Source organism: Photorhabdus cinerea, from assembly GCF_011189575.1.
In the GTDB taxonomy this organism is placed as follows: Bacteria; Pseudomonadota; Gammaproteobacteria; order Enterobacterales; family Enterobacteriaceae; genus Photorhabdus; species Photorhabdus cinerea.
Genome location: NZ_PUJW01000005.1, coordinates 223,292 through 246,296 on the forward strand (window position 1 = coordinate 223,292; position 23,005 = coordinate 246,296).

At 38.7% G+C, this 23,005-nt stretch carries 25 protein-coding genes and 1 pseudogene; 14 read left to right on the top strand and 12 right to left on the bottom strand.

What is annotated here, in order from left to right; all coding sequences use genetic code 11:
* Positions 1-72: 72 nt before the first annotated feature.
* Entirely contained in the window at positions 73-999 is a 927-nt protein-coding gene (tus, locus tag C5469_RS06835) for a DNA replication terminus site-binding protein (protein ID WP_166304160.1), read from the bottom strand.
* Positions 1,000-1,556: 557 nt separating this feature from the next.
* The gene (locus tag C5469_RS06840; protein WP_242689406.1) at positions 1,557-2,663 is read right to left on the bottom strand and encodes a hypothetical protein; all 1,107 of its coding nucleotides are present in this window, start codon (positions 2,661-2,663) and stop codon (positions 1,557-1,559) included.
* 595 nt (positions 2,664-3,258) lie between these two features.
* Between C5469_RS06840 and C5469_RS06845 the strand changes: the two genes are divergently transcribed.
* Together C5469_RS06845 and C5469_RS06850 are read left to right on the top strand one after the other, a co-directional pair.
* Positions 3,259-3,972 (top strand): 4Fe-4S cluster-binding domain-containing protein, encoded by a 714-nt coding sequence (locus C5469_RS06845; RefSeq protein ID WP_242689407.1) that lies wholly within the window; start codon positions 3,259-3,261, stop codon positions 3,970-3,972.
* A gap of 10 nt (positions 3,973-3,982) precedes the next feature.
* The gene (locus C5469_RS06850) at positions 3,983-4,573 is read left to right on the top strand and encodes a LysE/ArgO family amino acid transporter (protein WP_242689408.1); all 591 of its coding nucleotides are present in this window, start codon (positions 3,983-3,985) and stop codon (positions 4,571-4,573) included.
* A 75-nt stretch (positions 4,574-4,648) separates the two neighbouring features.
* On the opposite strand, the gene C5469_RS06855 is transcribed toward C5469_RS06850, so the two are convergent.
* Entirely contained in the window at positions 4,649-5,248 is a 600-nt protein-coding gene (locus tag C5469_RS06855; protein ID WP_166304165.1) for a lytic polysaccharide monooxygenase, read from the bottom strand.
* Between the two features lie 597 nt (positions 5,249-5,845).
* On the opposite strand from C5469_RS06855, the gene C5469_RS23505 reads away from it, so the two are divergent.
* The 3 genes from C5469_RS23505 (at position 5,846) to C5469_RS06870 (ending at position 6,888) form a co-directional block, all read left to right on the top strand.
* Positions 5,846-5,989, top strand: a complete 144-nt coding sequence (locus C5469_RS23505; RefSeq protein WP_242689409.1) for a hypothetical protein — start codon at positions 5,846-5,848, stop codon at positions 5,987-5,989.
* Positions 5,990-6,097: 108 nt separating this feature from the next.
* Positions 6,098-6,379, top strand: a complete 282-nt coding sequence (locus C5469_RS06865) for a type II toxin-antitoxin system TacA family antitoxin (protein WP_166304168.1) — start codon at positions 6,098-6,100, stop codon at positions 6,377-6,379.
* Positions 6,376-6,888, top strand: a complete 513-nt coding sequence (locus C5469_RS06870; protein ID WP_166304171.1) for a GNAT family N-acetyltransferase — start codon at positions 6,376-6,378, stop codon at positions 6,886-6,888. Before C5469_RS06865 ends, C5469_RS06870 begins: the two co-directional genes overlap by 4 nt.
* Before the next feature lie 145 nt (positions 6,889-7,033).
* On the opposite strand, the gene C5469_RS06875 is transcribed toward C5469_RS06870, so the two are convergent.
* Positions 7,034-8,284 carry an MFS transporter gene (locus tag C5469_RS06875; protein WP_339413863.1) on the bottom strand — a complete coding sequence of 417 codons (1,251 nt, stop codon included), beginning with the start codon at positions 8,282-8,284 and terminating at the stop codon, positions 7,034-7,036.
* 144 nt (positions 8,285-8,428) lie between these two features.
* On the opposite strand from C5469_RS06875, the gene C5469_RS06880 reads away from it, so the two are divergent.
* The 3 genes from C5469_RS06880 to bioD all read left to right on the top strand — a co-directional run bounded on the left by C5469_RS06880 (position 8,429) and on the right by bioD (position 11,543).
* A complete protein-coding gene (locus tag C5469_RS06880; protein ID WP_166304178.1) occupies positions 8,429-9,343 on the top strand; it encodes a LysR family transcriptional regulator in 915 nt (304 codons plus the stop codon).
* A gap of 123 nt (positions 9,344-9,466) precedes the next feature.
* A complete protein-coding gene (mlc, locus tag C5469_RS06885) occupies positions 9,467-10,684 on the top strand; it encodes a sugar metabolism global transcriptional regulator Mlc (protein WP_166304181.1) in 1,218 nt (405 codons plus the stop codon).
* A gap of 187 nt (positions 10,685-10,871) precedes the next feature.
* Positions 10,872-11,543: a dethiobiotin synthase gene (bioD, locus tag C5469_RS06890; RefSeq protein ID WP_166304184.1), complete on the top strand. Its 672-nt coding sequence runs from the start codon at positions 10,872-10,874 to the stop codon at positions 11,541-11,543.
* A gap of 63 nt (positions 11,544-11,606) precedes the next feature.
* On the opposite strand, the gene C5469_RS06895 is transcribed toward bioD, so the two are convergent.
* The 4 genes from C5469_RS06895 to stlA form a co-directional block, all read right to left on the bottom strand.
* Complete coding sequence (locus C5469_RS06895) at positions 11,607-11,879, bottom strand: DUF1161 domain-containing protein (RefSeq protein WP_166304187.1); 273 nt, start codon at positions 11,877-11,879, stop codon at positions 11,607-11,609.
* Between the two features lie 22 nt (positions 11,880-11,901).
* A complete protein-coding gene (locus C5469_RS06900) occupies positions 11,902-12,264 on the bottom strand; it encodes a DUF1283 family protein (protein WP_166304190.1) in 363 nt (120 codons plus the stop codon).
* Positions 12,265-12,378: 114 nt separating this feature from the next.
* A complete protein-coding gene (ydfG, locus tag C5469_RS06905; RefSeq protein WP_166304193.1) occupies positions 12,379-13,128 on the bottom strand; it encodes a bifunctional NADP-dependent 3-hydroxy acid dehydrogenase/3-hydroxypropionate dehydrogenase YdfG in 750 nt (249 codons plus the stop codon).
* Between the two features lie 97 nt (positions 13,129-13,225).
* The gene (stlA, locus tag C5469_RS06910) at positions 13,226-14,824 is read right to left on the bottom strand and encodes a phenylalanine ammonia-lyase StlA (protein ID WP_166304196.1); all 1,599 of its coding nucleotides are present in this window, start codon (positions 14,822-14,824) and stop codon (positions 13,226-13,228) included.
* Positions 14,825-15,239: 415 nt separating this feature from the next.
* Between stlA and C5469_RS06915 the strand changes: the two genes are divergently transcribed.
* Both C5469_RS06915 and C5469_RS06920 read left to right on the top strand, forming a co-directional pair.
* The gene (locus tag C5469_RS06915; protein ID WP_166304199.1) at positions 15,240-16,934 is read left to right on the top strand and encodes a glycoside hydrolase family 18 protein; all 1,695 of its coding nucleotides are present in this window, start codon (positions 15,240-15,242) and stop codon (positions 16,932-16,934) included.
* 313 nt (positions 16,935-17,247) lie between these two features.
* Entirely contained in the window at positions 17,248-18,126 is an 879-nt protein-coding gene (locus C5469_RS06920; RefSeq protein WP_166304201.1) for an Insecticial toxin, read from the top strand.
* Positions 18,127-18,195: 69 nt separating this feature from the next.
* Here the strand turns inward: C5469_RS06920 and C5469_RS06925 are convergent, their stop codons facing one another.
* A complete protein-coding gene (locus tag C5469_RS06925) occupies positions 18,196-19,221 on the bottom strand; it encodes a P1 family peptidase (protein ID WP_166304204.1) in 1,026 nt (341 codons plus the stop codon).
* 354 nt (positions 19,222-19,575) lie between these two features.
* On the opposite strand from C5469_RS06925, the gene C5469_RS06930 reads away from it, so the two are divergent.
* Positions 19,576-20,016, top strand: coding sequence for a cupin domain-containing protein (locus C5469_RS06930; RefSeq protein WP_166304206.1), 441 nt, complete (start codon positions 19,576-19,578; stop codon positions 20,014-20,016).
* Positions 20,017-20,107: 91 nt separating this feature from the next.
* On the opposite strand, the gene C5469_RS06935 is transcribed toward C5469_RS06930, so the two are convergent.
* Positions 20,108-20,437, bottom strand: coding sequence for a HigA family addiction module antitoxin (locus C5469_RS06935; protein WP_166304208.1), 330 nt, complete (start codon positions 20,435-20,437; stop codon positions 20,108-20,110).
* Positions 20,437-20,715 (bottom strand): type II toxin-antitoxin system RelE/ParE family toxin, encoded by a 279-nt coding sequence (locus C5469_RS06940; RefSeq protein WP_166304211.1) that lies wholly within the window; start codon positions 20,713-20,715, stop codon positions 20,437-20,439. The genes C5469_RS06935 and C5469_RS06940 overlap by 1 nt, the downstream gene beginning before the upstream one ends.
* Before the next feature lie 129 nt (positions 20,716-20,844).
* On the opposite strand from C5469_RS06940, the pseudogene C5469_RS23510 reads away from it, so the two are divergent.
* The 3 genes and pseudogenes from C5469_RS23510 to C5469_RS06950 all read left to right on the top strand — a co-directional run.
* A pseudogene (locus tag C5469_RS23510) lies at positions 20,845-21,047 on the top strand (Tn3 family transposase); the annotation flags it as partial.
* A gap of 279 nt (positions 21,048-21,326) precedes the next feature.
* Positions 21,327-21,509: a type II toxin-antitoxin system HicA family toxin gene (locus tag C5469_RS06945; protein ID WP_166304213.1), complete on the top strand. Its 183-nt coding sequence runs from the start codon at positions 21,327-21,329 to the stop codon at positions 21,507-21,509.
* 51 nt (positions 21,510-21,560) lie between these two features.
* Positions 21,561-21,968 carry a type II toxin-antitoxin system HicB family antitoxin gene (locus tag C5469_RS06950; RefSeq protein WP_166304216.1) on the top strand — a complete coding sequence of 136 codons (408 nt, stop codon included), beginning with the start codon at positions 21,561-21,563 and terminating at the stop codon, positions 21,966-21,968.
* A 487-nt stretch (positions 21,969-22,455) separates the two neighbouring features.
* On the opposite strand, the gene C5469_RS06955 is transcribed toward C5469_RS06950, so the two are convergent.
* On the bottom strand, positions 22,456-22,674 hold the full coding sequence (locus tag C5469_RS06955; protein WP_166304218.1) for a hypothetical protein: 219 nt from the start codon (positions 22,672-22,674) through the stop codon (positions 22,456-22,458).
* Between the last annotated feature and the right edge of the window lie 331 nt (positions 22,675-23,005).

A 23,005-nucleotide genomic window follows, 5' to 3' on the forward strand; every position in this document is an offset into this window, starting at 1 on the left:
ATTTCTTCTAAAGAAATTATTCTTTTGCAGGGCAAGTAAATTGCCCTGCAATGACTGCTGGTTGCCTTTCATTTAAATTTCACGATATAAATGTAGTCTGGAAATAATCAGTTCCAGTGGTTTAGCCTTGGGTTTATAGCGATGCACTATTGTATTAACATCGTAATCACTAAGTTCACCTATCTTTGGTTTATTATCACCATAGTTAACATAAAACGCAATTATTGGTAGAGGACAAGCATATTGCACTTGCTTTTGTTGATCGGCATACCAGACTCGTGCGATAGGTTGCACTTTTACTGGGCGTTTTATTTTTAAAACCACATCATCGGACAATTTTTTTATATCGGTGATTTCTCTGGCAACTAATTCTGCCCATTGTTCCCGGGAATAAGGGGAAATTGCACGACCAGAGTGATAACTTTTCTCCAAACGTTGCAGGATTTGATTTTTTGTGACTTTATTGATGATGTTTTTATTTGCCCAACCAAAACGAACGGAATCAGGATTGAGAAGGGGAGTGATGGTTCTATAGGCGTTTAGTGTAATCAACCCATGTAATTGATTATGAACAAACTCAAATCGTTGCTCTTTATTCACACCAGATTGAATGGTTACGATATGTTCAAGCTCTGCTTTTAACTTATTAATTTCTTCAATCAAAAGTAAAGCAGAGTGATATTGTGGTTGGTTCACAGAAAAACATAATACACCAGGAAGGCGAACAGCCGCTTTACTGCTGATATTTTGATTATTGTGATGGATAAATAGCTTCAGATAATGGCTTAAACCTAAATCTAATGCTTCATTATCTGTCGTTTTATTAACCGTTATTTCTGTTATTGGATCATGTTCACTGCCTTTTTCTACATCTGGCAGAACAAACACATGGGCGGCCAATAAAGAGTAGCTGTGAAGGAGTTCATGCAGTTGCCTCAATTTATTCTCTTGCTTTTGAAAACAACGATTCAAATCTTCAATTGATAAATATTTACTCATATGAATAACAAAATTAGTTACAACATACTTTTAATTATAGAATAAAAAGTGCAAAATTCAAGCTCCTCAGTAGTATTCTGAGATAGTAACCAAGTAACTAATTCATTTAGAACTTGAAAGGAAGAAAATACAGAGAGTTAAGAAACGTGCATGGGACACTGTGAACGTGGCAGACTGAGATCGGTACGGTTGCTCCGGCACAAAATGGGCTGATGTAGTCAGCCTGATTAACAGGCTGGGGGGAAGATCAAGAATGGCAACGGATCTCACTCCGGAAGTTTATCCCCATGTACTCAGTTTATCAGACTCATCCTGAATAGATAACGCCGGACAGCAACAAAAACAAGTTTTGTTGCTGTCCGGCGTTGTTCAACGGGCAAAGAGTTACTATGCAAAAGGCCGAAATGAGGGCAGTAGGAACGCCCAGTGCCAAGCCGACAACTTGGGATAGTGGCCAGCTACCCCATTCTAAATGTCTATACTGTATGCTATTTGGCAAAAGCAGCAAGAAATAAAGGAGATTGTTACCAAGGTCTCGGTAACAATCTCCTGCAATATTATAGCCCTAAAAATTCAATATGCTGAATTAACCCATAACCAGATAGACGTTTACCTTCTTCTTCATGTAATGTTAACAATAGCGGCCCAGCCTTTAAATCAACCTCAGTTGTCCGATATACAACCGGCCCGTAGTTTGAACCTGATTTATAAGGTGTTAAAACTTTTTCGATAAAGAATTTGATATTTTGATCGAAAATAGTGCTGTTTGATTGTTCTAGCTTCATTTGGACTGCCGAATCAAAATTGAATGAATCTGACATATAGGCATAATACATTCGTAAACGATACCGTCCTGCCGATTTAACTTGTAAGGTAATTTGAGTCGGGCCACTCCTATACATTCTCGGTTCTGTTGCTGAAAGATAATTATAGCCACCGTTTTCAGATGATTTACCGCCATTCAAAAATACATCGCCGAGAAAAATATTATTATAGTTATGGTCGATAAATAAATTATCCGTATCACTTGGATTTAAACAGACACGTGAAGATTTTCGTTGTGCGCCAAAAGTTAAATGGGATTGAATATTAGTATAGTCACTTGTCCAATATATCATTGAGCGCTTTGCCTGTGTCTCCGGCTCATAAAAATCTTCACTGTTATAGTTATTAAGAGCGGCAATTAGAATATCGTTAAACATAATATCTGCTTGTTCGGCTATTGCTTTGCTGTATTTTTGAAGATCATAAAGTGAATAACCCCATTCCGATCCATTAACCAAGGTATCTCTTAATGTAAAGAAATATAATAAACAGGAAAGGGCACAAATGCTGGATAAGAGAGGAATACTGTTCTTTTTCGCTGTACTAATGCTGAGAATACACAAGCGACGCATATCCGCTATCGCGATTTCATTACGAACTACAATTAATTGTCTTGCTTCATCTGTGGGATTTTTTTGATAAGATGAGATGGCATCTTGTAAACTTTCCGCATCTTTTCTTACGGCTTGATACTCTGCTTCTAACCATTCACTGGTATATTTAATTAATGTATCTTGAATAATTCCAATGACATCGACTTCTTTAGGTTCTGTCAGTTTTTTGTACGTCAGTTTTAATAAAATACTTAATACACTGGATACAACACCTTGTGGAGACACAGAATCTGACTAATTAAAATTTTTCTTTTTAATCATATCTAACGCTTCTAAAGTCAAAAGGTGTAATTTAATATTATTTTCTTGTGCATCTATATTATTTCTCAATGATATTGTCATTTTAGTTACCTTATTTTTGGTTATAAAATACATTCTTGTTTGTAATTATATTAGACGACCATTTGATGGAATGGAATTTTATTTTTCAATATTTGATTGATAAGCAAGACTTATTATTTGAACCCTTGGGAATTTAATTCAGTTCTGATTTTTATATTAAACTTCATAAAGATATTAATTATAGAATACTCAATATAGTGCATAGTTAGAATGATTATAATCCCGACTGATAGTATTCCTGATATTTCAATCAGAACAGAGTAAAATGTAGGTAAAAAAATTTTAGTCAGGAAAAGAGAAGTTGTATTCTAAGGTTTACTCTTGAATATTCTCACAAAAACATAAATTTAATTAATAATTGTGATGATGTTAATAGTGCAATAACATGCCTTATCCTATGCTTAGAGGTCTTAGAGGTATCACCGCGACTTACCTGCAAGTTAATTTACTGTGTCAATGTTATTTTGAGGTCGATATTATGAACAATTTAATGATCAAAGAGGACACTGAGCATTTACGAACAAACCCAACGCAACAGTTAAAAATTAATGAAGCGTTCAGATTGCTGAATGCTCGCGATCATCTTTTACCGATTAAGGTGACAAGGTTCTTTCAGCAGAAAATTAACGAGGAAGTCGCTGCATTAGGCCACACTGAAGGCCCGCTTCATCGGATGGTTTATCCGACAAAAGAACGTTTATTGGTGCGTGCCCCTGGTGAAGTGGCTGATTTTGTAGATGATCGCGAAAATATGCCTGAAGACGCTTCCGGCAATATTATCCAGAAATACCGGAATCGGATGCTATTTATGCCTACTTCCACATGTGTATCTCATTGCCAATATTGCTTTCGCCAAGATGTCCTTTCCGAACAACACGAAACTGGAAAAGCAGCTCTTAATAAGTCGATATTGGAATTGGATACCTACCTCAGTACGCATCCTGATATACAAGAAGTGATTTTATCCGGTGGTGATCCTATGACACTGCCCATGGAATCATTGCAAGGCATTATTTCTGCAATAAAATCCTATGCACAAGTTAAATCAATCCGAATCCACACAAAGACCATTAGCTACTTCCCGCAGGTTTTTAAGAGCGATGAAAAATTAAGGCTCCTTGCATCCGCCGGAGTACGTATACCGGGTGATATCAAAATAATGCTTTGGAAAGATTATGTTGGCGTTAATTAATGGTTTTATTTTGTGCTTAGGGCTGGTAATTTCGATTGGTCCTCAGAATATAGAAATCCTTCGGGTCGGTCTGCTGAACGATCGTGCAATTCTGCTTGCTTCAGTGTTTGTGGCTTGTGATGCAATCCTGATTACCATAGGTGCCTTAGGTGTTGGAAGTATCATTGCGTTGAATCGAGAAATAACTATGGTTTTGATGTCATTTACCATAGTGTTCCTTCTATTCCTGGCGTTCCAGGCAGGGCGTCGGTCTATAAGTGAGAGTGGGGCGACTATTACCCTCAGTGAAAAACAAAATACCAGACCTTTTAACATGGTGAAACGCGGACTAGTTCTCTCGTTCCTGAACCCTTTAGCTCTACTGGAAACCGTTGTCATCCTGGGATCAACGGCAGCACCTTATCCTGCCAGTCATCGAATTTTGTTCATGGCTGGTGCACTTGCGGCCTCGTCTGTTTGGTTCTACGGTCTGGCCTATAGTTCTCGCAAGTTCTCGGCCTTCATATCGCAACCATGGCAGTACCGTATTATAGAATGCATTGCCGCAGTCACTCTGTTTATTACGGCCTGCTGGTTAGTACAGCGTACTTTCATCATTTAAGTTAAATTGAGACTAAAAAGGAACAGCGTTATGCTGTTCCCAATAATTATGGTCCCTTACAACATCTACTGGATATCAAGCAGGGTTAATTGTTGTATCAATCACTTGGTAAAATGCATTCAGAGTATCTGCAACTGTCCAGACACCCAATATAACATGATAACCTTGATAACCTTCTGGCAAAGTACATTTATTAATAACTTTATTCCCCGGCATTTTTTCCTGGTAATCCTCAAAGCAGAAAGGTGTACTATTAAATTGCTCTCTGGTTAAAGGCTTATTAGGGTCCCAGTCTAATTTAGTAATAAAATATTCCCAGCTTGAAGTTTTGTGCTGGATAACAATTTCCCATTTGAATTCAATATCACCGGAAATAATTGGAATTTTTTTCCAACGTTCTGTTGTTTGAACATCCAACGCGCCAAAATGACCAATACCCGCACTGGCAATATGACCGTCTTCTGGGCCAGCTTGCGGGAAGCCTTTTTTAGCTTCAAGAGATTGAGGTTCATATTCTACCAACCCACAATCTATATTTTGTTTATTTCCCTGTGCAGAACAAAGGAATGCCCGACTTCCTGGACTATCAATATAACCATGAGCCCATGCTCCATTAAATAAAGCTGCGATTACAGTAGTGGCTAAAGTCATAACTCTCACTTTATGTTTGTACATAATCGTGCCCTCCATTAGACAGGATAATTAGTCTATGACAACGAAAGCCCCGGGACTTAATTATTATCCTAGATGAATATAATATGATTATCCATTTCATAAATTGATTAGTAGACTAATTACATTAAGGTATTGAAATTTTTCCCTAAAAGTGCCTGTTATTATTTTTTATAATATAAAAGGATAAGATTTTCATAATTTATTCTACATGGCTGATACAAAAGACAATTTTTGTGGTTTTAGGGGCGTCTACTAACTCAAAAAATACCCATTTATAGTTATAGTGATTTGTCACTGTCAGCCTGTTTTACTAAGGACATTCGAGGCCAGGTGCGAAATGTGAACTAAGTCGTCCAAACAATAGCACCGAGCATGATATTTGGCGGGCAAATTAACTCTAACCTCAGTTCTAATAGCTCAAAATCGAGGTGGGTTACTTTTAAATGTTCTACTATTTAATGTGCTCAGAAAGTTGCTGGCCTGCGTGGTGAATTGGAAACAGAGTAATCACAGTTTGAAGCTTTCAAGAAAGTTGAAGTTGCCCACCGCCGCACTGTGCAAGAAGCTAAAGAAAAAGTGTCTCAGCTTGAGAATCAAGTGGACCTTGTTAAAACAACTGAACAGGTACAAAAAGCACAGGCTGCTACCCACAACTCTGTCGTTGGCGCATCATCTAAAACATCTACCGCTCTTGATTCGCTTGAACGTATCAAGTTAGCTGAACCTTATATGATGGATTAAAAATGGAGTTTATTGCTATTTTTGTGTGTCATTGTGGCATACATTATTTTCGTGTGCCATAATGATACCTGATGGAATTTATTAATACTGATGACAATAGGTAAAATTATGACCACTAATGCAGAACGTAAAGAAACTCGCTTGGTTGCACGAACATCCGCAGAGATACAAGAAATTATTCAAAGGGCGGCTGATTACTCCGGTGCAACCCTTTCACAATTCCTTATTGAGTCGGCAATGGATAAGGCCCGTAACGTGATTGAACGAACTGAAACATTACATTTGTCGATGGCCGGTGCGGATGCATTGTTTGCTGCGCTGGAAAATCCTCCAAAAGCAAGCAAGAAGCTACTTAAAGCAGCGCTGGGCTACAAGGATGCAGTGAATTGATAACCATTGAAGAAATAACCCATCAACATAATCGCAAAGTGTTTGATTGCCGCGTCAATGAATTAAATAAGTTCTTACAACAACAAGCCCGGCAGAAAACCATAAAGCACATATCAAAAACTTACGTGGCCTGCTGGGATTCGACACCCAAAATTATCATCGGTTATCACACGCTGACTGGGTATTCAGTAACAACGCCGCCCGCCCATAAAGACTATAAAAAGTATCCTCATCCACTTAATGCAGTAAAACTAGCCCGTCTTGCGGTGGATCATTCGTGCCAGGGGAAACGATTAGGCGAAAAGTTATTGATTGATGCCATCTATCGCACCGTGTTGGTCGCACAACAAATATCAGCTATCGGACTATTTGTTGATCCTATGACCCCAGAGGTCATTTCGTTTTATCGGCAGTATGATTTTTTACCCGTCGAGCCAGACGACCCTTCATGTCTTGGGATGTGGCTGCCCATTAAAACCTGTATAGAAGTTGCCAGTACCTTACTGTGAGCAATTATAAAGACATCCAACGACTGTCAAATGCTGAAGTAGGAGAGCTTTATACCCATACCCGGCCTGTTGTTCAATATCCATGAATAACGGTATTGCTACATTGGTGCAGTTCAGCAATACCAAAATTGTGTGGTTATATTTCCTAATATGTTATTTTTGCATCAGGTAACCTAATGAGTTTAAACCCTAAAAATAAGGCTAAAAGGGTAAGAGTGGTAATAAATAACACAACCCCATTCCAACCTAATTGAAGCCAGAATATACCACCAAGGGTACCTGCTACACTTGAGCCAGCATAGTAGCAAAAGAGATAAAGAGAAGAAGCTTGTGCTTTAGCCCGGCGAGCACGACGTCCAACCCAACTGCTAGCGACAGCATGTGCTGCAAAGAAACCGGAGGTTAATACTGTTATGCCAATCATAATCATCACTGCAGACGATAGCATAGTAATAAGAATACCAACCAGTATCATACTAATCGTAGCTATCAAAACTTTTCCAAGTCCATATTTACTGGTTAATGCGCTTGCTTTAGATGCACTATATGTACCTGCAAGATATACAATGGATAATATACCCACAGTTGACTGACTGAAATGATAAGGTGAGTCTAATAAACGATAACCTATATAATTAAACACCGTAATAAAGCCACCCATCAGCAAAAATGCCTCAGAAAATAATAATGGCAATCCTTTATCACGAAAGTGTAACTTCAGGTTTATCAATAAAGATTTTGGTTTCAGGGAACTTGGACGAAAATGACGTGATTCAGGTAACATACGACAAAACATAATGGCAGTAATCAATGCAAATGCACCTAATACGATGACAGAAATATGCCATGAGAAATAATCAGTGATAATACCCGATATTAATCGTCCACTCATTCCACCAATAGAATTACCGCTGATATAAAGTCCCATTGATAAAGCAACAAAATTTGGATGAATTTCCTCACTAAGATAAGTCATAGCAACAGCGGCTACACCGCTGAGAGACAAACCAACCAGAACGCGTACAATTAGAATTCCATACCAACTGGTCATAAATGCACTTAGTAAAGTGAAAATTGCAGCGGCAGACAATGCAGTTACCATGATATTTTTACGACCAATGGCATCAGACAAAGGACCCGTTATCAATAATCCCAAAGCCAGCATGCCAGTCGAAAGTGATAAAGATAAACTGCTGGTTGCCGGAGAAACACCAAAGTCCTCTGATAACATCGGTAGAATCGGCTGAACAAAATAGAGCAAGGCAAACGAGGCTAATCCTACAGTAAAGAGTGACAACGTCACTCTAATATACAAAGGGTCTTCTTTCTGAATATAATTTTTCCCATCTTGAATATCCTGGACAAGATTCTTACCAGAAACCCGGTTTTCACTGATGCTATGGGTAGTGCTCACATGAATCCTTACTTAACTCATAATAAGTAACTTTTGTTTTGACTAAATCAAGCATATGAATTGTAAAATATTTTGTCTAATATATTAATCATTCATAATGATATGTATTAAATATTGAAGGTGATTATGGCTATCGAATTACGGCATTTGCGCTACTTTATTGCAGTTGCAGAAGAATTACATTTTGGTCGCGCGGCAGAACGGCTTAACATTTCACAGCCTCCATTAAGCCAACAAATTCAATCGCTTGAAAATAGTATAAACGCACAGTTACTAGAACGTAATAACCGAAATGTAAAACTGACTCCGGCAGGTAACATGTTTCTGGAGGAAGCTTACCAAATTCTGGCTCAGGTTGATGCTGCTGCAACAAAAGCAGCAAGAATGCAAAAAGGGGAATTAGGCGAAATATCAATCGGTTTCACCTCTACAACACCTTTTATGCCGAAGGTCACTCTTAGTTTACGCCAATTCCGGGAGTGTTATCCGGAGGTATCTATTCATATGCACCAAATGAATACCAAACAACAAATCTCACCATTACTCACTGGGCGGATAGATATCGGTATCATGCGTAATACTCAATTACCAGATAACCTTGAGTATCGGCTATTATTTCGCGAATCTTTTGTACTTGCTGTTTGTGATGGACACCCTTTGTTGGAATTTACCCAGCAGGGAATAAAACTCGAAATGCTGGCTGGCTATCCATTGGTATTTTTTGAGCGCGAAGTCGGGACGGCTTTATATGATGAAATAATCACTTTACTCGCTGAAGCTGGCGTGACACCTATGATCTCACAGGAAGCAGGCGAAGCAATGACAATTCTCGGTCTTGTCTCTGCCGGGTTAGGGATAAGTGTTGTTACCGAGTCCTTTACGCGAATGAAAGTCGATGGTGTCCAATATATTCCAATAACGGATAATCACTCTTTTTCTGAAGTGTGGTTGGTAAACCATAAAAATCGACCAGTATCAGCGGCAGCGAACAGGCTGATAAAATTATTCAGATCTAACATTTTGAACGAGAGAAATGGGTAGAAATCAGCTAAATTTCGTGTTTAATATCACATATTGATTGAAAGAATGATACCTTTTGCCTAAAACATCGACATAATCAGCCTTCAATTATTTTGGAGTACGAATTAATTAGCGAGCAAAAGGGTGAGTATGGATGGACAACCAAGTCACATTGATCAAATAAAGCAGAATAATATTGGTACTGTTTACCGGTTAATTGATCAATATGGCCCGATTTCTCGTATTGAGCTCTCTAAAAAAGCTCAACTGGCTCCAGCCAGTATTACTAAAATTGTCCGTGAACTGGTTGATGCGCATTTAGTCATGGAAACAGAATTTCTGGATTTAGGATTCAGAGGGCGTCCAGCAACCGGACTGAGGCTTGCTTCTGAAAGTTGGCATTTTTTATGTGTCAGTATTAGTCTGGGAAATTTGATGTTGGGCCTTCGTGATCTCAGTGGCAAATTAATTGTTGAAGATGTATTGCCATTACCTGCCAACAATGATAAATCCTTTTTAGACAGAATTGTTGATGAAATTGATTCATTTTTCAGCCGCTATCAATCCTGTCTTGAGCGTTTGACGGCAATCAGTATTACTATAAATGCTATTGTTGATCCAACCAAAGGACTCATCTACAGTTCTCCTTACTATCAGGTTCAGGAATTGCCAATAAGTGAATATTTGCATCGCCGCACTGGGCTACCGGTATTTCTTCAACATGAAATAACCGCCTGGACGATAGCTGAATCATTATATGGAGCGGCAAAAAACTGCCAGAATATTATCCAAATTGTTATTGATGAGAATATCGGCGCTGGCGTTATCATCGCAGGACAAACATTACATTCAGATAACCGTAGTGTAATGGAAATAGGGCATATCCAAGCTGAACCCAACGGTGAACTCTGCCAGTGCGGAAACTTAGGCTGTCTGGAAACTTTTGCGAATATCAGCCATATTTTATCCAGAACAAAACAGTTGTTAACAACTGCCCCAGATTCTTTACTTAATTATGAGTCGCTAACTATTGAGTCACTCTGTCAGGCAGCCAATAAAAGCGATATTTTAGCAATGGATATTATTCGTGATATAGGTGTGAAAATTGGTCGTATTATCGCAATTATGGTGAACCTATTTAATCCGGAGAAAATTTTGATTGGTTCTCCTCTTAACGCTTGCCAGCAGATTTTATACCCAATCATCAATGAATGTATTAAACAGCAATCTTTGCCTGTTTATAGTAAACAAGTTACGTTGGTTGCAACGGAATTCAATAACTCTGGAACATTATCGGCTGTGGCATCAGTTAAAAAAGCTTTATATGATGGTTCATTATTGATCAATTTGATGAAAGGGTAATAATAATTGACCTAAAATAGACGTTTTCCAGTGATAACATTAACGTTATATAAATCTTTTCCTTACTGACACTTTACTCAGTAATTAGACAAAACATTGAGCTAACGCAATCTCCTTGATAGCCGTATACTCTAAACTTAATCCCTTATTAACTGGATTTTATCTGTCATTATGGAAAACAAAATTTATGTTAACTCGCTTATTTGTGACGGGGACAGATACCAACATCGGTAAAACAGTTGTTACCCGTGCATTATTACAAGTTTTTAATCGTGACGGAGCAACAGCAGTAGGTTATAAACCTATAGCTACAGAAGGGTATGAAACAGAAGAAGGAATGCGCAATCGAGATGCCGTAGTTTTGCAAAAATCCTCTCCTATCCAGCTTAAATATGAAGAAATTAACCCAGTTATCTGGAAAAGCAGTTACTGTGAAGAAAATCAGATTGATTTCGAACAGATGAAAAAAGGATTAAGTAACCTTAATAATAAAGCTGATCGCGTTATTATTGAAGGTAATGGTGGTTGGCGTGTATTGCTAAATGATGAAACTTTTTATTTTGATTGGGTTATTCGGGAAAAAATTCCAGTAATTTTAGTTGTTGGAATTCAGCCTGGTTGTATAAATCATTCAATTCTGACCGCACAGGCAATAATAAATGATGGTTTGCAGTTAGTTGGATGGGTAGCAAACAGAATTAATCCTGGTTTATCTTACTATGCAAAAGTTCTGGATAGGTTACGCCGTCACATCAATGCACCACAATTGGGTGAAATTCCTTATGTTTTACGTCCAGAAGAGAAAGATTTATCCAGCTATTTGGATATTTCTACCATATTAAAACAAACTGGAGAATAATTATGGATTTGAGATATTAAATAAGATATGAAAGGAGGGCATCCAAAGCCCTCTACGAAGAGTTTATTTTGCAACTGGCGAGTTTGGGGATGGATTTACTTGCCGGGTATATACAATCTTTTTGGTATTATTCTCACAATGTCCAACGATCTTACTACTGGCTTGTTCAACTTGGTCATTAGGAACAATTTCCAACTTAAAGCTAGATTCCGGCACACCATTATTGATAATTTTTTGCACAATCTGTGCTTTCACGCTTTCACATGAAGCTTGTGCAGAAAATGCAAATGGAGATACAGTAAGAATCAATGCACTAAATAAAAACGCTTTCTTCATGGTCATCACCTTTATTCACATTTTACGGTCTGATAGACATACCTGTATTGCTGTCTAGGCAACGTTCGGTATTCGGCTCCCAATAAGCATTTATATTGGTACTTTTCATGCATGCATCACGGTTATCAATCGCTTTATCTAACTTATCAAATTCCTTCTCAGCACGTTTATTCACCTTGGTACGAATATTCTTAGTTTCATCCCATTGCTCTTTACTTTGACGGGCTGCTTCTTTCTCCATAGCCGTATCACCGCTACCATTTACTGTGACACAGGTACTGCCGGAGGTACAGGTTGCCGCCAATGCTGGCGCTTGCCACAACAAAGGAATTACCAGAGCAATAGCTGATATAATTTTTAATATCAAAGACTTATAAATATTCATCTTTTATCCTCTTGAAAAAAAGTGGGGCCCATTAATGGCACAATAGGGAATTATCAGATAGATAAACTATAAGATAGCATTGAGATATTCAACAAAATATCAAGAAGAATGTGATTATATATTTCTATGTACATTAAGCCCTGCGAATGACTGGCAAACTGGCATCATCTCTAATGTATTAATGTTGACATGATCAGGTAAGTTGGCAACCCAAAAAACAGCTTCTGCTACATCTTCGGCTGTTAATGCTTTAGCTCCAGCATAAGTTTTATTCACTTTATCGTTATCACCTTTAAAGCGCACTAAAGAGAACTCAGTGCCGCCAACTAAACCAGGTTCTATCTCGGTAACACGGATTTGTTTCCCCTGTAAATCTGCCCGTAAACCCAAACTAAATTGCTTTACAAATGCTTTAGTTGCACCATAAACATTCCCACCTGAATATGGCCAACTTGCAGCAGTAGAACCGATATTAATAATATGCCCACGGTTTCGTTTTACCATTTCAGGCAGCAGGGCACGAGTCATATTCACAAGCCCTTTGGTATTGGTGTCAATCATCATTTCCCAGTCATCCGGGTTCGCCAAATACGCTGGTTCTAATCCAAGCGCCAAACCTGCATTATTAACTAAAACATCAATATTACAGAGTGATGCTGGCAATTGTTGTACAGCCTGGTTAATAGCCATCCGATCAGTAACATCAAGTTGAACAAAGTGAAATTTATCCCCTAACTCCTCTTTTAATTTTTCTAATCGTTCTTTACGGCGTCCAGCAGCAATAACGTTAGAACCATGCTGAATGAATTTTCTAGCGATTGATTCACCAAAACCTGAAGTTGCTCCTGTCACAAAAACAATCATACAAAACCCCTTATTTACTGGTATTGTTTTTATCCCAGTAAATGGGGTTCTGCATTTTTAGTCAAGAGATCATTGAAGAATTTCAGTAACTTTATTCTTATTCTTCAAGAATGATTTCTGGTAAAGGAAGTTGATCATTAATAATTGCATCTGCAATCCGGATTATATCTTTATCCAATGCACGATCCGCCTCCAGAGGAGGGCTGATTTCGCGTACCGCATGGTAAAATTTAGCTGTTTCAGGTGCAAGCTTACTAATATTGCCACGGAGATAAATTGCCTGACAAACTACCAGAATTGTCATTGAAACAATATTGCGTAATTTCTGTTCCATCTCCAGAACATCTTGTGCGGCATGCAAACCCAAGCTAACAATATCTTGATTGTATTGCTCTGTAGCCAAAGTATGTATACCAGATGCAGCACAATCATGGCGAATTGCAGCAACCAAAGCTGTTTGTGAAAGTTGGACACCTTTCAGACCTTGGTACATACCGGGAGTTGGGCTAAGTGAATTTGGTAATCCACGAGAGAAACGGCTATCCATCATTAATGCTACAATGGCATGAAGATGATTGGCAATTAAAGCGATATCCAACTTTAATGCATCCATAGTCCGGGCAACATATTGCCCCATAAAATTCCCACCGTGTAAAACATCACCATTTTCTGGATCAATCAAAGGATTATCATTAGCAGAAATAACTTCCCGCTCTAATATTTTTCGAGCTGTAGCTAAAGATTCTGGAACTATACCTAATATTTGCGGTGCACAACGAATTGAGTAAACTTCTTGTAAAGTATCATTTAGCCGGGTGATTTCCTGGTGACGCCAGGCTTTATTCGCTTGTTCTTTAATCCCTGCTAATAAATTGATCTGTGTCGAACCTTCCAATAAATTACGCAATGTACTAGCGACTGCTTTCTGGCCGGGATGGTTTTTAACTTGCTGAATTCTGGCATCATAATGTTCATGAGATGCGAGTAATGCTTCAACAGCCAATGCAATAGAAGAAAGTGTAGCTTTTAATAGTTTTTCCAATTTAATAACTGTAACTGAACTGATACCCGACATCACCCGAGTGCCATTAATAAGAGCGAGCCCTTCTTTTGCTTGTAAGGATAACGGCGTCAATCCTGCACGTTTAATTGCTTCAGCCGCGCTAATTTCTTCTCCCATATAATTAACTTGACCAATACCACATAATGCCCGTGCAATATAAGATAAAGGAATTAAATCACCGCTTGCACCCACTGAGCCATATCGGGGAACCAGAGGCACAATATCATGGTTAAGATGATCGGCTATCGTTTGAGCGACAATTGGCCTGGTTGCAGACCAACCTTTGCAAACAGAAAGTAACACCGTAAATTGTGAAGCTCTAATACACGTTTTGGACATATAGTCCCCAGTGCCAGCAGAAAGAAAAGTTAACAGATTATCCTGGTGTTCTGAAATCTTCTCAAACGGCACAACTAAATTGGCATTTCCCCCAAATCCTGTATTAATCCCATATATCACCTCTCCTGAGTTTAATTTCTCCTCTAATTTTTCACGACCACGATTCAAAAAATCTATGACACCCTTTGATATTTCTACTTTTTTCTTTTTTGTCGCAATCTGATCGATATCTTCCAGAGAGATAAAACCATTTTCATTAATAATAATGGTTGGCTGAATATCTTTAGCGGTCATTTTCATCTCCGTATAAAATAAGAATGATAATAATATATTAAAGAAACAAATTCCCTTAATGATACAAATTAGTATAGGTATAAAACACAGAAAAATAGTCACTTGAAAATAAAATTAAAATCAATGGTTCGTAAAAATTAATTTACGGAATTTCACTTAAATTGGAAATTATGACAATGGCAAATTAATATATTTTCAAATTGAGACTATTGATTTTTATTTTTCCATCTTATAATAAACAAGTGATAATATCATACGCATTGACATAAAATTAAGTTAACCATTAACAATCAAAAAAATAACAATTAGTTGTTTTCCTAATAAAACAAGTTAGACTGTAATTGCGTCACTGTAAGAAATAAAGTTGCGGAATGTTAATCAACATAAATAAATTGATATCTAGTCGAGGTCATTTATGTCAAAAATAATCCAGACAGATTTTCTTAGTGAACAGTCTTACCAAATAGATAATTTCAACCCATCAACGGAGACAATAAATTTTAGTTACACATCGGGGAGAGTTTTATTACCTGTCTATAATAAATATGATACACGAAATAAACCTAAAATTTTCGGGTATTATACAGATTGGTCACAATATGATGGCAGATTACAAGGGAATCAAGATCCGGCCAGTCGAGGTAGAGGAATAGATTTACAACACCTTTTAGATAATCCTTTCGCTTATGATAAATTAATTATTGGGTTCTGTGGAATATTAGGTGATGAAGGTGAAAAAAAGCAGCAAATTAAAGAACAAGCACCACTATTTAACCGCACCAATAATGGAGAAGTGACATTTACAGATGCATGGGGTGATTGCCAGTCTTATCAGAATTGTACTTATTCTGGTTGGCAGGATATCCAAATGCCAAGGGATTTTAATCAATCTAAAAGTATGGGCGTATTAGGTGGGTTGGCTAAAGTTCAACAGGTTGCAAAAGCTCAGGGCCATAACCTTATTATGTCATTCAGTGTTGGTGGTTGGACCATGAGTAATGGTTTTTACAATATGGTCAGAGATGAAACACTGAAATCTTATTTCTGCTCAAGTCTGGTTGATATATTCCAACGTTTTCCTATGTTTACTGAGATTGATATTGACTGGGAATATCCAGGAGTTGCTGGGAACGATGGTAATATTTATGCGCCAGATGATGGCGATTATTATGTTAGTTTAATTCAGGACTTAACTGCTGCTTTCAAAGAAGCAGGGCGTTCAGATATAAAAATAAGCATAGCCTGTTCCGCAGTACCAGAAAAAATGGAGAAATCAAAAATACCAGAATTATTGAAAGCCGGACTATATGGTATTAACGTGATGACCTATGATTTCTTTGGTACTCCATGGGCTGAAAAACTGCTGCATCACACGAATCTCCGTAATTATCCAGAAGGTGAGAATAGTGTAGAAAAAGCAGTTGAATATTTACTAAGTATTGGTGTTCCAGCATCTGCAATCAATATTGGTTATGCTGGATATTCACGCAATGCTAGAAATACCGTTATTGATAGCTATTCTCCATTATCTGGTAGTTATGATCCTGGCTATGTTCCGAAAAAAGATCCCAAAATTACGACAACGGGCTCGTTTGAATCAGGAACAATAGAATGGTACGACACAATATATAATTATCTGGATTTAGAAGGAAAGAAAGGGAGGAATAACTTTAAGTTATATACAGATGAAATAGCAGATGCTGACTATCTCTACAATGAGGAAAGCAAATTGTTTATTTCGGCTGATACCCCTCGTTCCGTTAAATCCAAGGCTCAATATGCATTGGAAAAGAACTTGGGTGGAATCTTTACATGGACCGCAGACCAAGATCGAGGTTTGTTAGTCAATGCCGCGAGAGAAGGTCTTGGCTGTGAGCTAATTACCCAAAAAATAGATATGGCGCCATTCTACTTCAAAGGCGTCAATGTTGATCCGGGTGATCAGGACAAGGGTGGAGATTACCCAACATGGGATGCAAATAAAGAGTATAAAGCTGGCGATAAAGTCAGCTGGAAAGGTCAAAACTGGGAAGCTAAATGGTGGAATAGGGGAACCGTACCAGACGGCGCAGGAACATCTGATGATGCTTATCCCTGGATAAAAATTTAATAATTAATTAAACCCAAGCCGCCAGTACAATATATGTACTGGCGGTGTTATTTCTTCCTTTATTCTGCATATAGCATTTTGGGCACTACGCAATGAAATTCCAACAATTTCATTACCGAAGTGGACTTTTAGCTTTGTGTTTACAGTTTCTGATTTGTCATAAAATTAGTATTTAATCGTGATGTAGGAATTAATTTTGTTTAAAGTTATTTTGTATAAAAATACAATATATTGAGTGGAGGATATTTAAATAAGTTAATATTCATCTTATTTTGATGATTCCGCTCTTAGATTATTCAAAGGATTTATAAATATGTTCGAGAATGACTTTGGTGTTCGCCAGCAAGTTAAGAGAGAATTTATTTGGGAAGGGCACATGAAGGCGATTGAAAAAGCGTCTAAAATGGGTAATTTTGCTGTCAGTTTTCGGGCGGCAGGTGAACCAACTCTGAAAGCGCTTAGTAAAGGCGCCGCCGCGAAAGGACACGATATTCTTGAAAAAACAATTAAACCGGGTTCAATTAGAAAAGCGTATTCTGGAGATGAAGCTTCAGATGTCATAAATAAGGTACGGAAGGCATCTATTGAGGGTTATGTCGGTCACTGGGATAAAAAAAGTGGTCATCTTAAAGGTATATATATGAGCAGTGGTGACAGAAGAATTTACCCAATAGATTTAAACAATCTGGAGGTAAGTCTCTCTTCCTTAAAAGGAAAAGAGAACTGGGCCGCGCTGCCTTTCACTGGTGACTATGATATGCATGACATGATTAGTTTCACGACGCAACCACATTCAGTTCCATCTGCTTCATTAGAAGAAAAGAAAATAATCGATCTCATTAACCGATTTATTGCTCAATCTGATTTAAACCGGCCATTTGAAGATATAGAACATAATGTTATCAGGCATGGTCCTCAGGTAAGTTACACTGCTTTTGCTATGGACAAAGAGAGAGAAGAAGTCAAGAAACGTGGTGGGATTGTCAAAGCTGTTGCCGAACCTGGAGAGTTCCCAGTTGCTATCATCTGTAAAGGAAAATGGATAATAGCCAATGATATTTATGAATTAGAAAAGTTTTACAACAAGGTTGGTGCAAAAATGAAAGTGAGTTGGAAGCCAGGCGCTGGAAATCCGGGTTTTGTTCCTAATCCTGAAAAACCGGGTATGGCTAGATTTAGTCGGAAAAAATAAACCCTACCAACTCAGACCAAATCACCCTTTTCACGAATGAGTTAAAAGGGTGGTAAGACGTTTTGGATTTCATCGTGCTTCTTTGTTGACACCGGTGACACTTGGTACGTCACTGGATGTAGAAGCATTTGCTAAATCAGCATAACCTCTAACACCAAATTTTGATTTAGCTGATTTTACAGCATCTAAAACCGCAACAGCCATGACCTCAGCCGCAAGCATGCCAACAATATTCACCGATGAATCTACACCACCTGTTGTCGCTGCAAAAATAGAGTCCCCGTCACTCATGGTATGAACGGGGTATATCGTCCTCGCAAGTCCATCATGAGCCATCTGGGCAACTTTTTTCATCTGACTTTTGTTCATATTTGCGTTACAACAAATTATGCCAATGGTCGTATTTTTCCCCTGAGTGAAATGACTATCTTTATAATTTTCTAAAACGTAGGAAATGAGATCGATAAGATGACCATTTTCATCACATGCACCTGCAATAGTTTTACCATTTTTAGGGTCTCTGATTTCACCAACAGCATTTACAACAACCATAGCACCGATTGTCAGCCCTCCAGCTAATTTAACAGATGCTGTCCCAAGCCCACCTTTCATGGCTTTATCAAAGCCGGCCATCTTACCTATAGTGGCCCCGGCGCCTGCACCAATATTGCCCGATGGAAAAGAGTTTGTAGAAGCATTTTGCGATGCAAAATAGCCCATATTAGCGTCTGGGCGAACAGCGGGATCGCCAAAATTTAGATCAAAAATGATTGCGGCAGGAACAATAGGCACGACAGCGACTCCGACATCAAAACCTTTCTTTCTTTCTTCAAGATAGCGCATTACGCCAGAGGCGGAATCTAATCCAAAAGCACTACCGCCACTTAGTACCACTGCGTTGACTTTCTGAACAGTATTAATGGGATCTAAAAGCTCGGTTTCCCTTGTCCCCGGTGCAGAGCCTCTGACATCAACACCACAAACAGCTCCATCGTCGAAAATAATTACGCTACAACCGGTTTGTTTCAACTCATCTTCAGCATGCCCAACCTTGATACCCGGTACATCCAGGATTGTTCCATTTGTCTTATACATAAATTACACACCTTAATCTTTAAAGTAATTCATCAAATATATAAATGATTTTAGGAGTGAATCATAGCAAGAACGACCAAACAAATTAGGATTTTTAGCAGGAATTCAGCTTGATAAACGAAGGGAGATATTCAAGGCTAGATAGAGATGTCCGCACTTATGAAAAGAAAGATTGCTCAATTGACGGAGTAACATAAATCATTAGATAATCTTATATTGACTAATTTGTTTTATGGTAGTGACCGATGTTTTCAAGTTAGTCGGGCCGTTCAGCTGCTCTTGGCGTGTCAGTCACGGATATCGTGAGAGTCTCTAGTGAACCTGCTGTTTACAATTTACGTACAAGGATTTCATATGCAGCTATCTATTCAAACTTTATCAGTCTTTACCTCTTTTGCTTTCCTCATTGCTCCGTTTTTCACTCAAGCACATAGCAACAATACTACTGGTATTAACGTTGAAAAATTGCTTGAAACTGAAAAATCTTGGGATGGCGTGTCTTATCAGGGATATCCTAAAGGTACACCTCAGCTTTCAGTTCTCAAAATTACTATTGCTCCAAATACCAGCCTTGACTGGCATCAGCACCCGATACCTAATGCTGCTTACGTGCTGAACGGGGTGTTAACGGCAGAGAAAAAATCCAGTGGTGAAAAACGCCTTATAAAGGCGGGAGAGGTGTTACCCGAGATGGTTGACAGCACTCATCGTGGTTACACAGGCAAAGAAGGTGTTACTCTCTTGGTCTTCTACGCGGGGCAAAAAGGTATCCCTCTTTCTAAACCCGCTGAGTAAAAATCACTCAGGTACGAAGACGAAAGAACGTGTCAGTGTTGGGATTAACATAGTCCGCTGGCGATCATTATTATGCCTTGTTATAATTGTATTACTCAGTAATACATGAATGCTTTGAGATGACCTGCGACATTTCGTCCTGTTCGCCATATAAAACGATCCCGGACGTGTCGATTTGATTTTCCAACTGACGCAGGTCATAAGCGCTCTGGAGACGCAACCAAAACTCAGGTGTACTTCCCAGCGCTGCGGCAATACGAATTGCCAGTGGTGGAGTTAACGCAGTTTTACCGGCAAGAAAACGCGATACCGTAGCGGGTGTTACTCCAATATTGAGTGCAAAGCGACGACCACTAACACCCATGTCCTCTAAATCTCTGGCTATAATCTCTCCAGGATGGGAAATTTTAAACTGTCTCATTAGTGATAATCCTCATAATTCAAAATGTAAGCATCACCGTTAATGAACTGAAAAGTAATGCGCCAGTTAGCCCGGACAGTAATAGACCAGTAACCTTCGCGATCTCCTTTCAACGGGTGAAGTCTATAGATTTGACGGCTTAACTCGCCTATTTCATTTGCCGCATCAATAGCCTGTAAACGGTCGTTAATCCTCTCGGCATCCTGCGCCGGTACACCAGAAGTAATCCCTTTTTCAAAAAGTTGCTTCAACCCTTTGTGCTTGAATGATTTAATCATCGTCCTATCCGTATTACATGGCGTGTAATAGCATACGACAATGTTACACGTCATGCAATAGTCACAATAAGTCATCAGGTGCAATTGCGTTAACCTGTTGCCATTTGAGGAGGTTTGGTGAAAGAAGTGGAATTGTCGGTACTGGCACTACATTTGTTACAGATCTCTTTGGTATACGTGAATACCTTATGATTCAACAGGTGCTTAACGAGCCAAACTGGCTCCCAAGGATGAAAATAGAGGACTTCAGGGCATTGACGCCGTTGATTTACTCCAATGTGAATCCCTATGGAATATTTGAGCTGGATATGAACACGAGATTACTCATTGAATATGACACAAAACAGGCATTCTCTGATCCTTATGAGCATTCACCTTATAGTTATTTAACGCCTTACCTTTCACATAGTCGTTGTGCTGCTAAAAGAGATTCAAAGTTTTATATGAAACTGACAAAAATCTATTTTAAGAAATATTCTCGTGTCATGTGTTTTACGGCTGGCGTTTTTATGGCTTTTATGTATTCATTTACTACCCACCATGGGTATTGGTATTGATGGTAGGTATGAGAGGTGCTATCATTCTCTTGGTTTTGATTAAAGAGAGGGATAATGTCTAGCGATGAACTAATAAAGCAAATCAAAGCGGTTGGCTGGAATTTTGTGCGAGCCAATGGTTCGCACCATATTTTCGAGAAATCAGGGGAACCCAGCCCGATAGTAATTCCGCATCCGCGCAAAGATTTGGCGGTCGGGACATTCAATAAAATACTTAAACAAGCAGGACTGAAATAACTTAATTAAGCGGTTGAAAGACCGCTCTTTAATCAAAGAGAAGGTGTAAGCATGAGATATCCTATTTATTTACATCAGGCTGACGACGGATCGTTTTCCGGTTTTGTGCCAGACGTGATCGGATGTTACTTTGCTGGCGATACCATTGACGACGCTATTAGCGATGCTCAAAACGCATTAGATACTTATTTTGAATACATGAGCGAAAAGGGTGAGGCTCCAGTACAAGCCAGAACTGTTGCTGACCATCTAAGCAATGAAGATTGCACCGGCGGCAGTTGGGCTTATGTTGACATGGATTTAACTAAATACGATGGAAAAACTATCAAACTAAACATTACTATGCCCCAACTTTTGTTGGGTAGAATTGATGAATACGTGAACTCACATCGTGAGTATCATAGCCGCAGCGGATTCTTGGCTGAATTGGCTCGGCGTGAGCTGTCGAAACACTCGTAAGATAATCCCTCTATCAAAACCATGAAAAACCTGCTAACAGCGGGTTTTTTCTTTACTAATTGGTGCTACAACCAGAATGCGCCTAATGTAACCAACGTTATGTTAAAAAATCGCCTGCGAAAATCTCTCCCGCAGGCGATTCTTTAGCATAACGTGTATTAGACGAACTATGACCCTGGGTCAATTTGTCTGATTGCCAAGTTTGTGATGTCAGGTTCTTGGAGAGCAAACTGTATTGAACTGGTGATACCGACCCGAACCCCACCTAAAAAGATCAATCCCTTTCGCTTTTGTGGAGGGGGATGTTCCTGGTGTGCTGTTTTGTCGTTTCGCTCAATTCCTTTGGGTTTGAATGTTCAACCGGCACCGATAACCCCCGTCCTGTACTACGGGGGTAGTCTCAGGATATCTTCGGGCTTTCTAGCCACGCCACCTAATTTTCAATATCACAGTTAGCTCGGTTGCTTGTTTTTTTGAGGGGCTTTTTTTAGTTTTTTTCGCCATTTTTGAAAATTAGTTCACCTTTATCATTTACATCGATTTTGTGCATTTTCGCTTCTAATATGAAGTGCACAATATCTGATTCTCTATATATGGTTTTCACTCCGTTCATTACGTTTTTTCTTGTTAACTCATAAGAAATATCTTTTAAATCAATAGCTTCTGAGTCTTTTAACCTAATGGTTTTGATTAGAGGTTCTTTCATGTTTTTACTTCTCGTCTGGTTGCTTTTCTTTGATCCTATTACATGTATACATATTTTCAATTACTAGTTGACATGTAATCTATAACAGGTGTATTTTTGCTTTAAATGTAATTCGTAATATGTATACATGGTGCACTTGTGAACATCATCTACTTTGACTATATAGAAGGGTACGGCATCAACGCCAAAGTCGGCGTTGAGTGGGGGGTCCGCTTGGAAAACGGAAAATATCCTACGCTAAGCCTGTTTTTTGTACAGATTGATATCAACTGATCGTAACGGACGGTATTTTCCAGCTCCTAACTTAAGATTATTACGCCAGATGTAATCT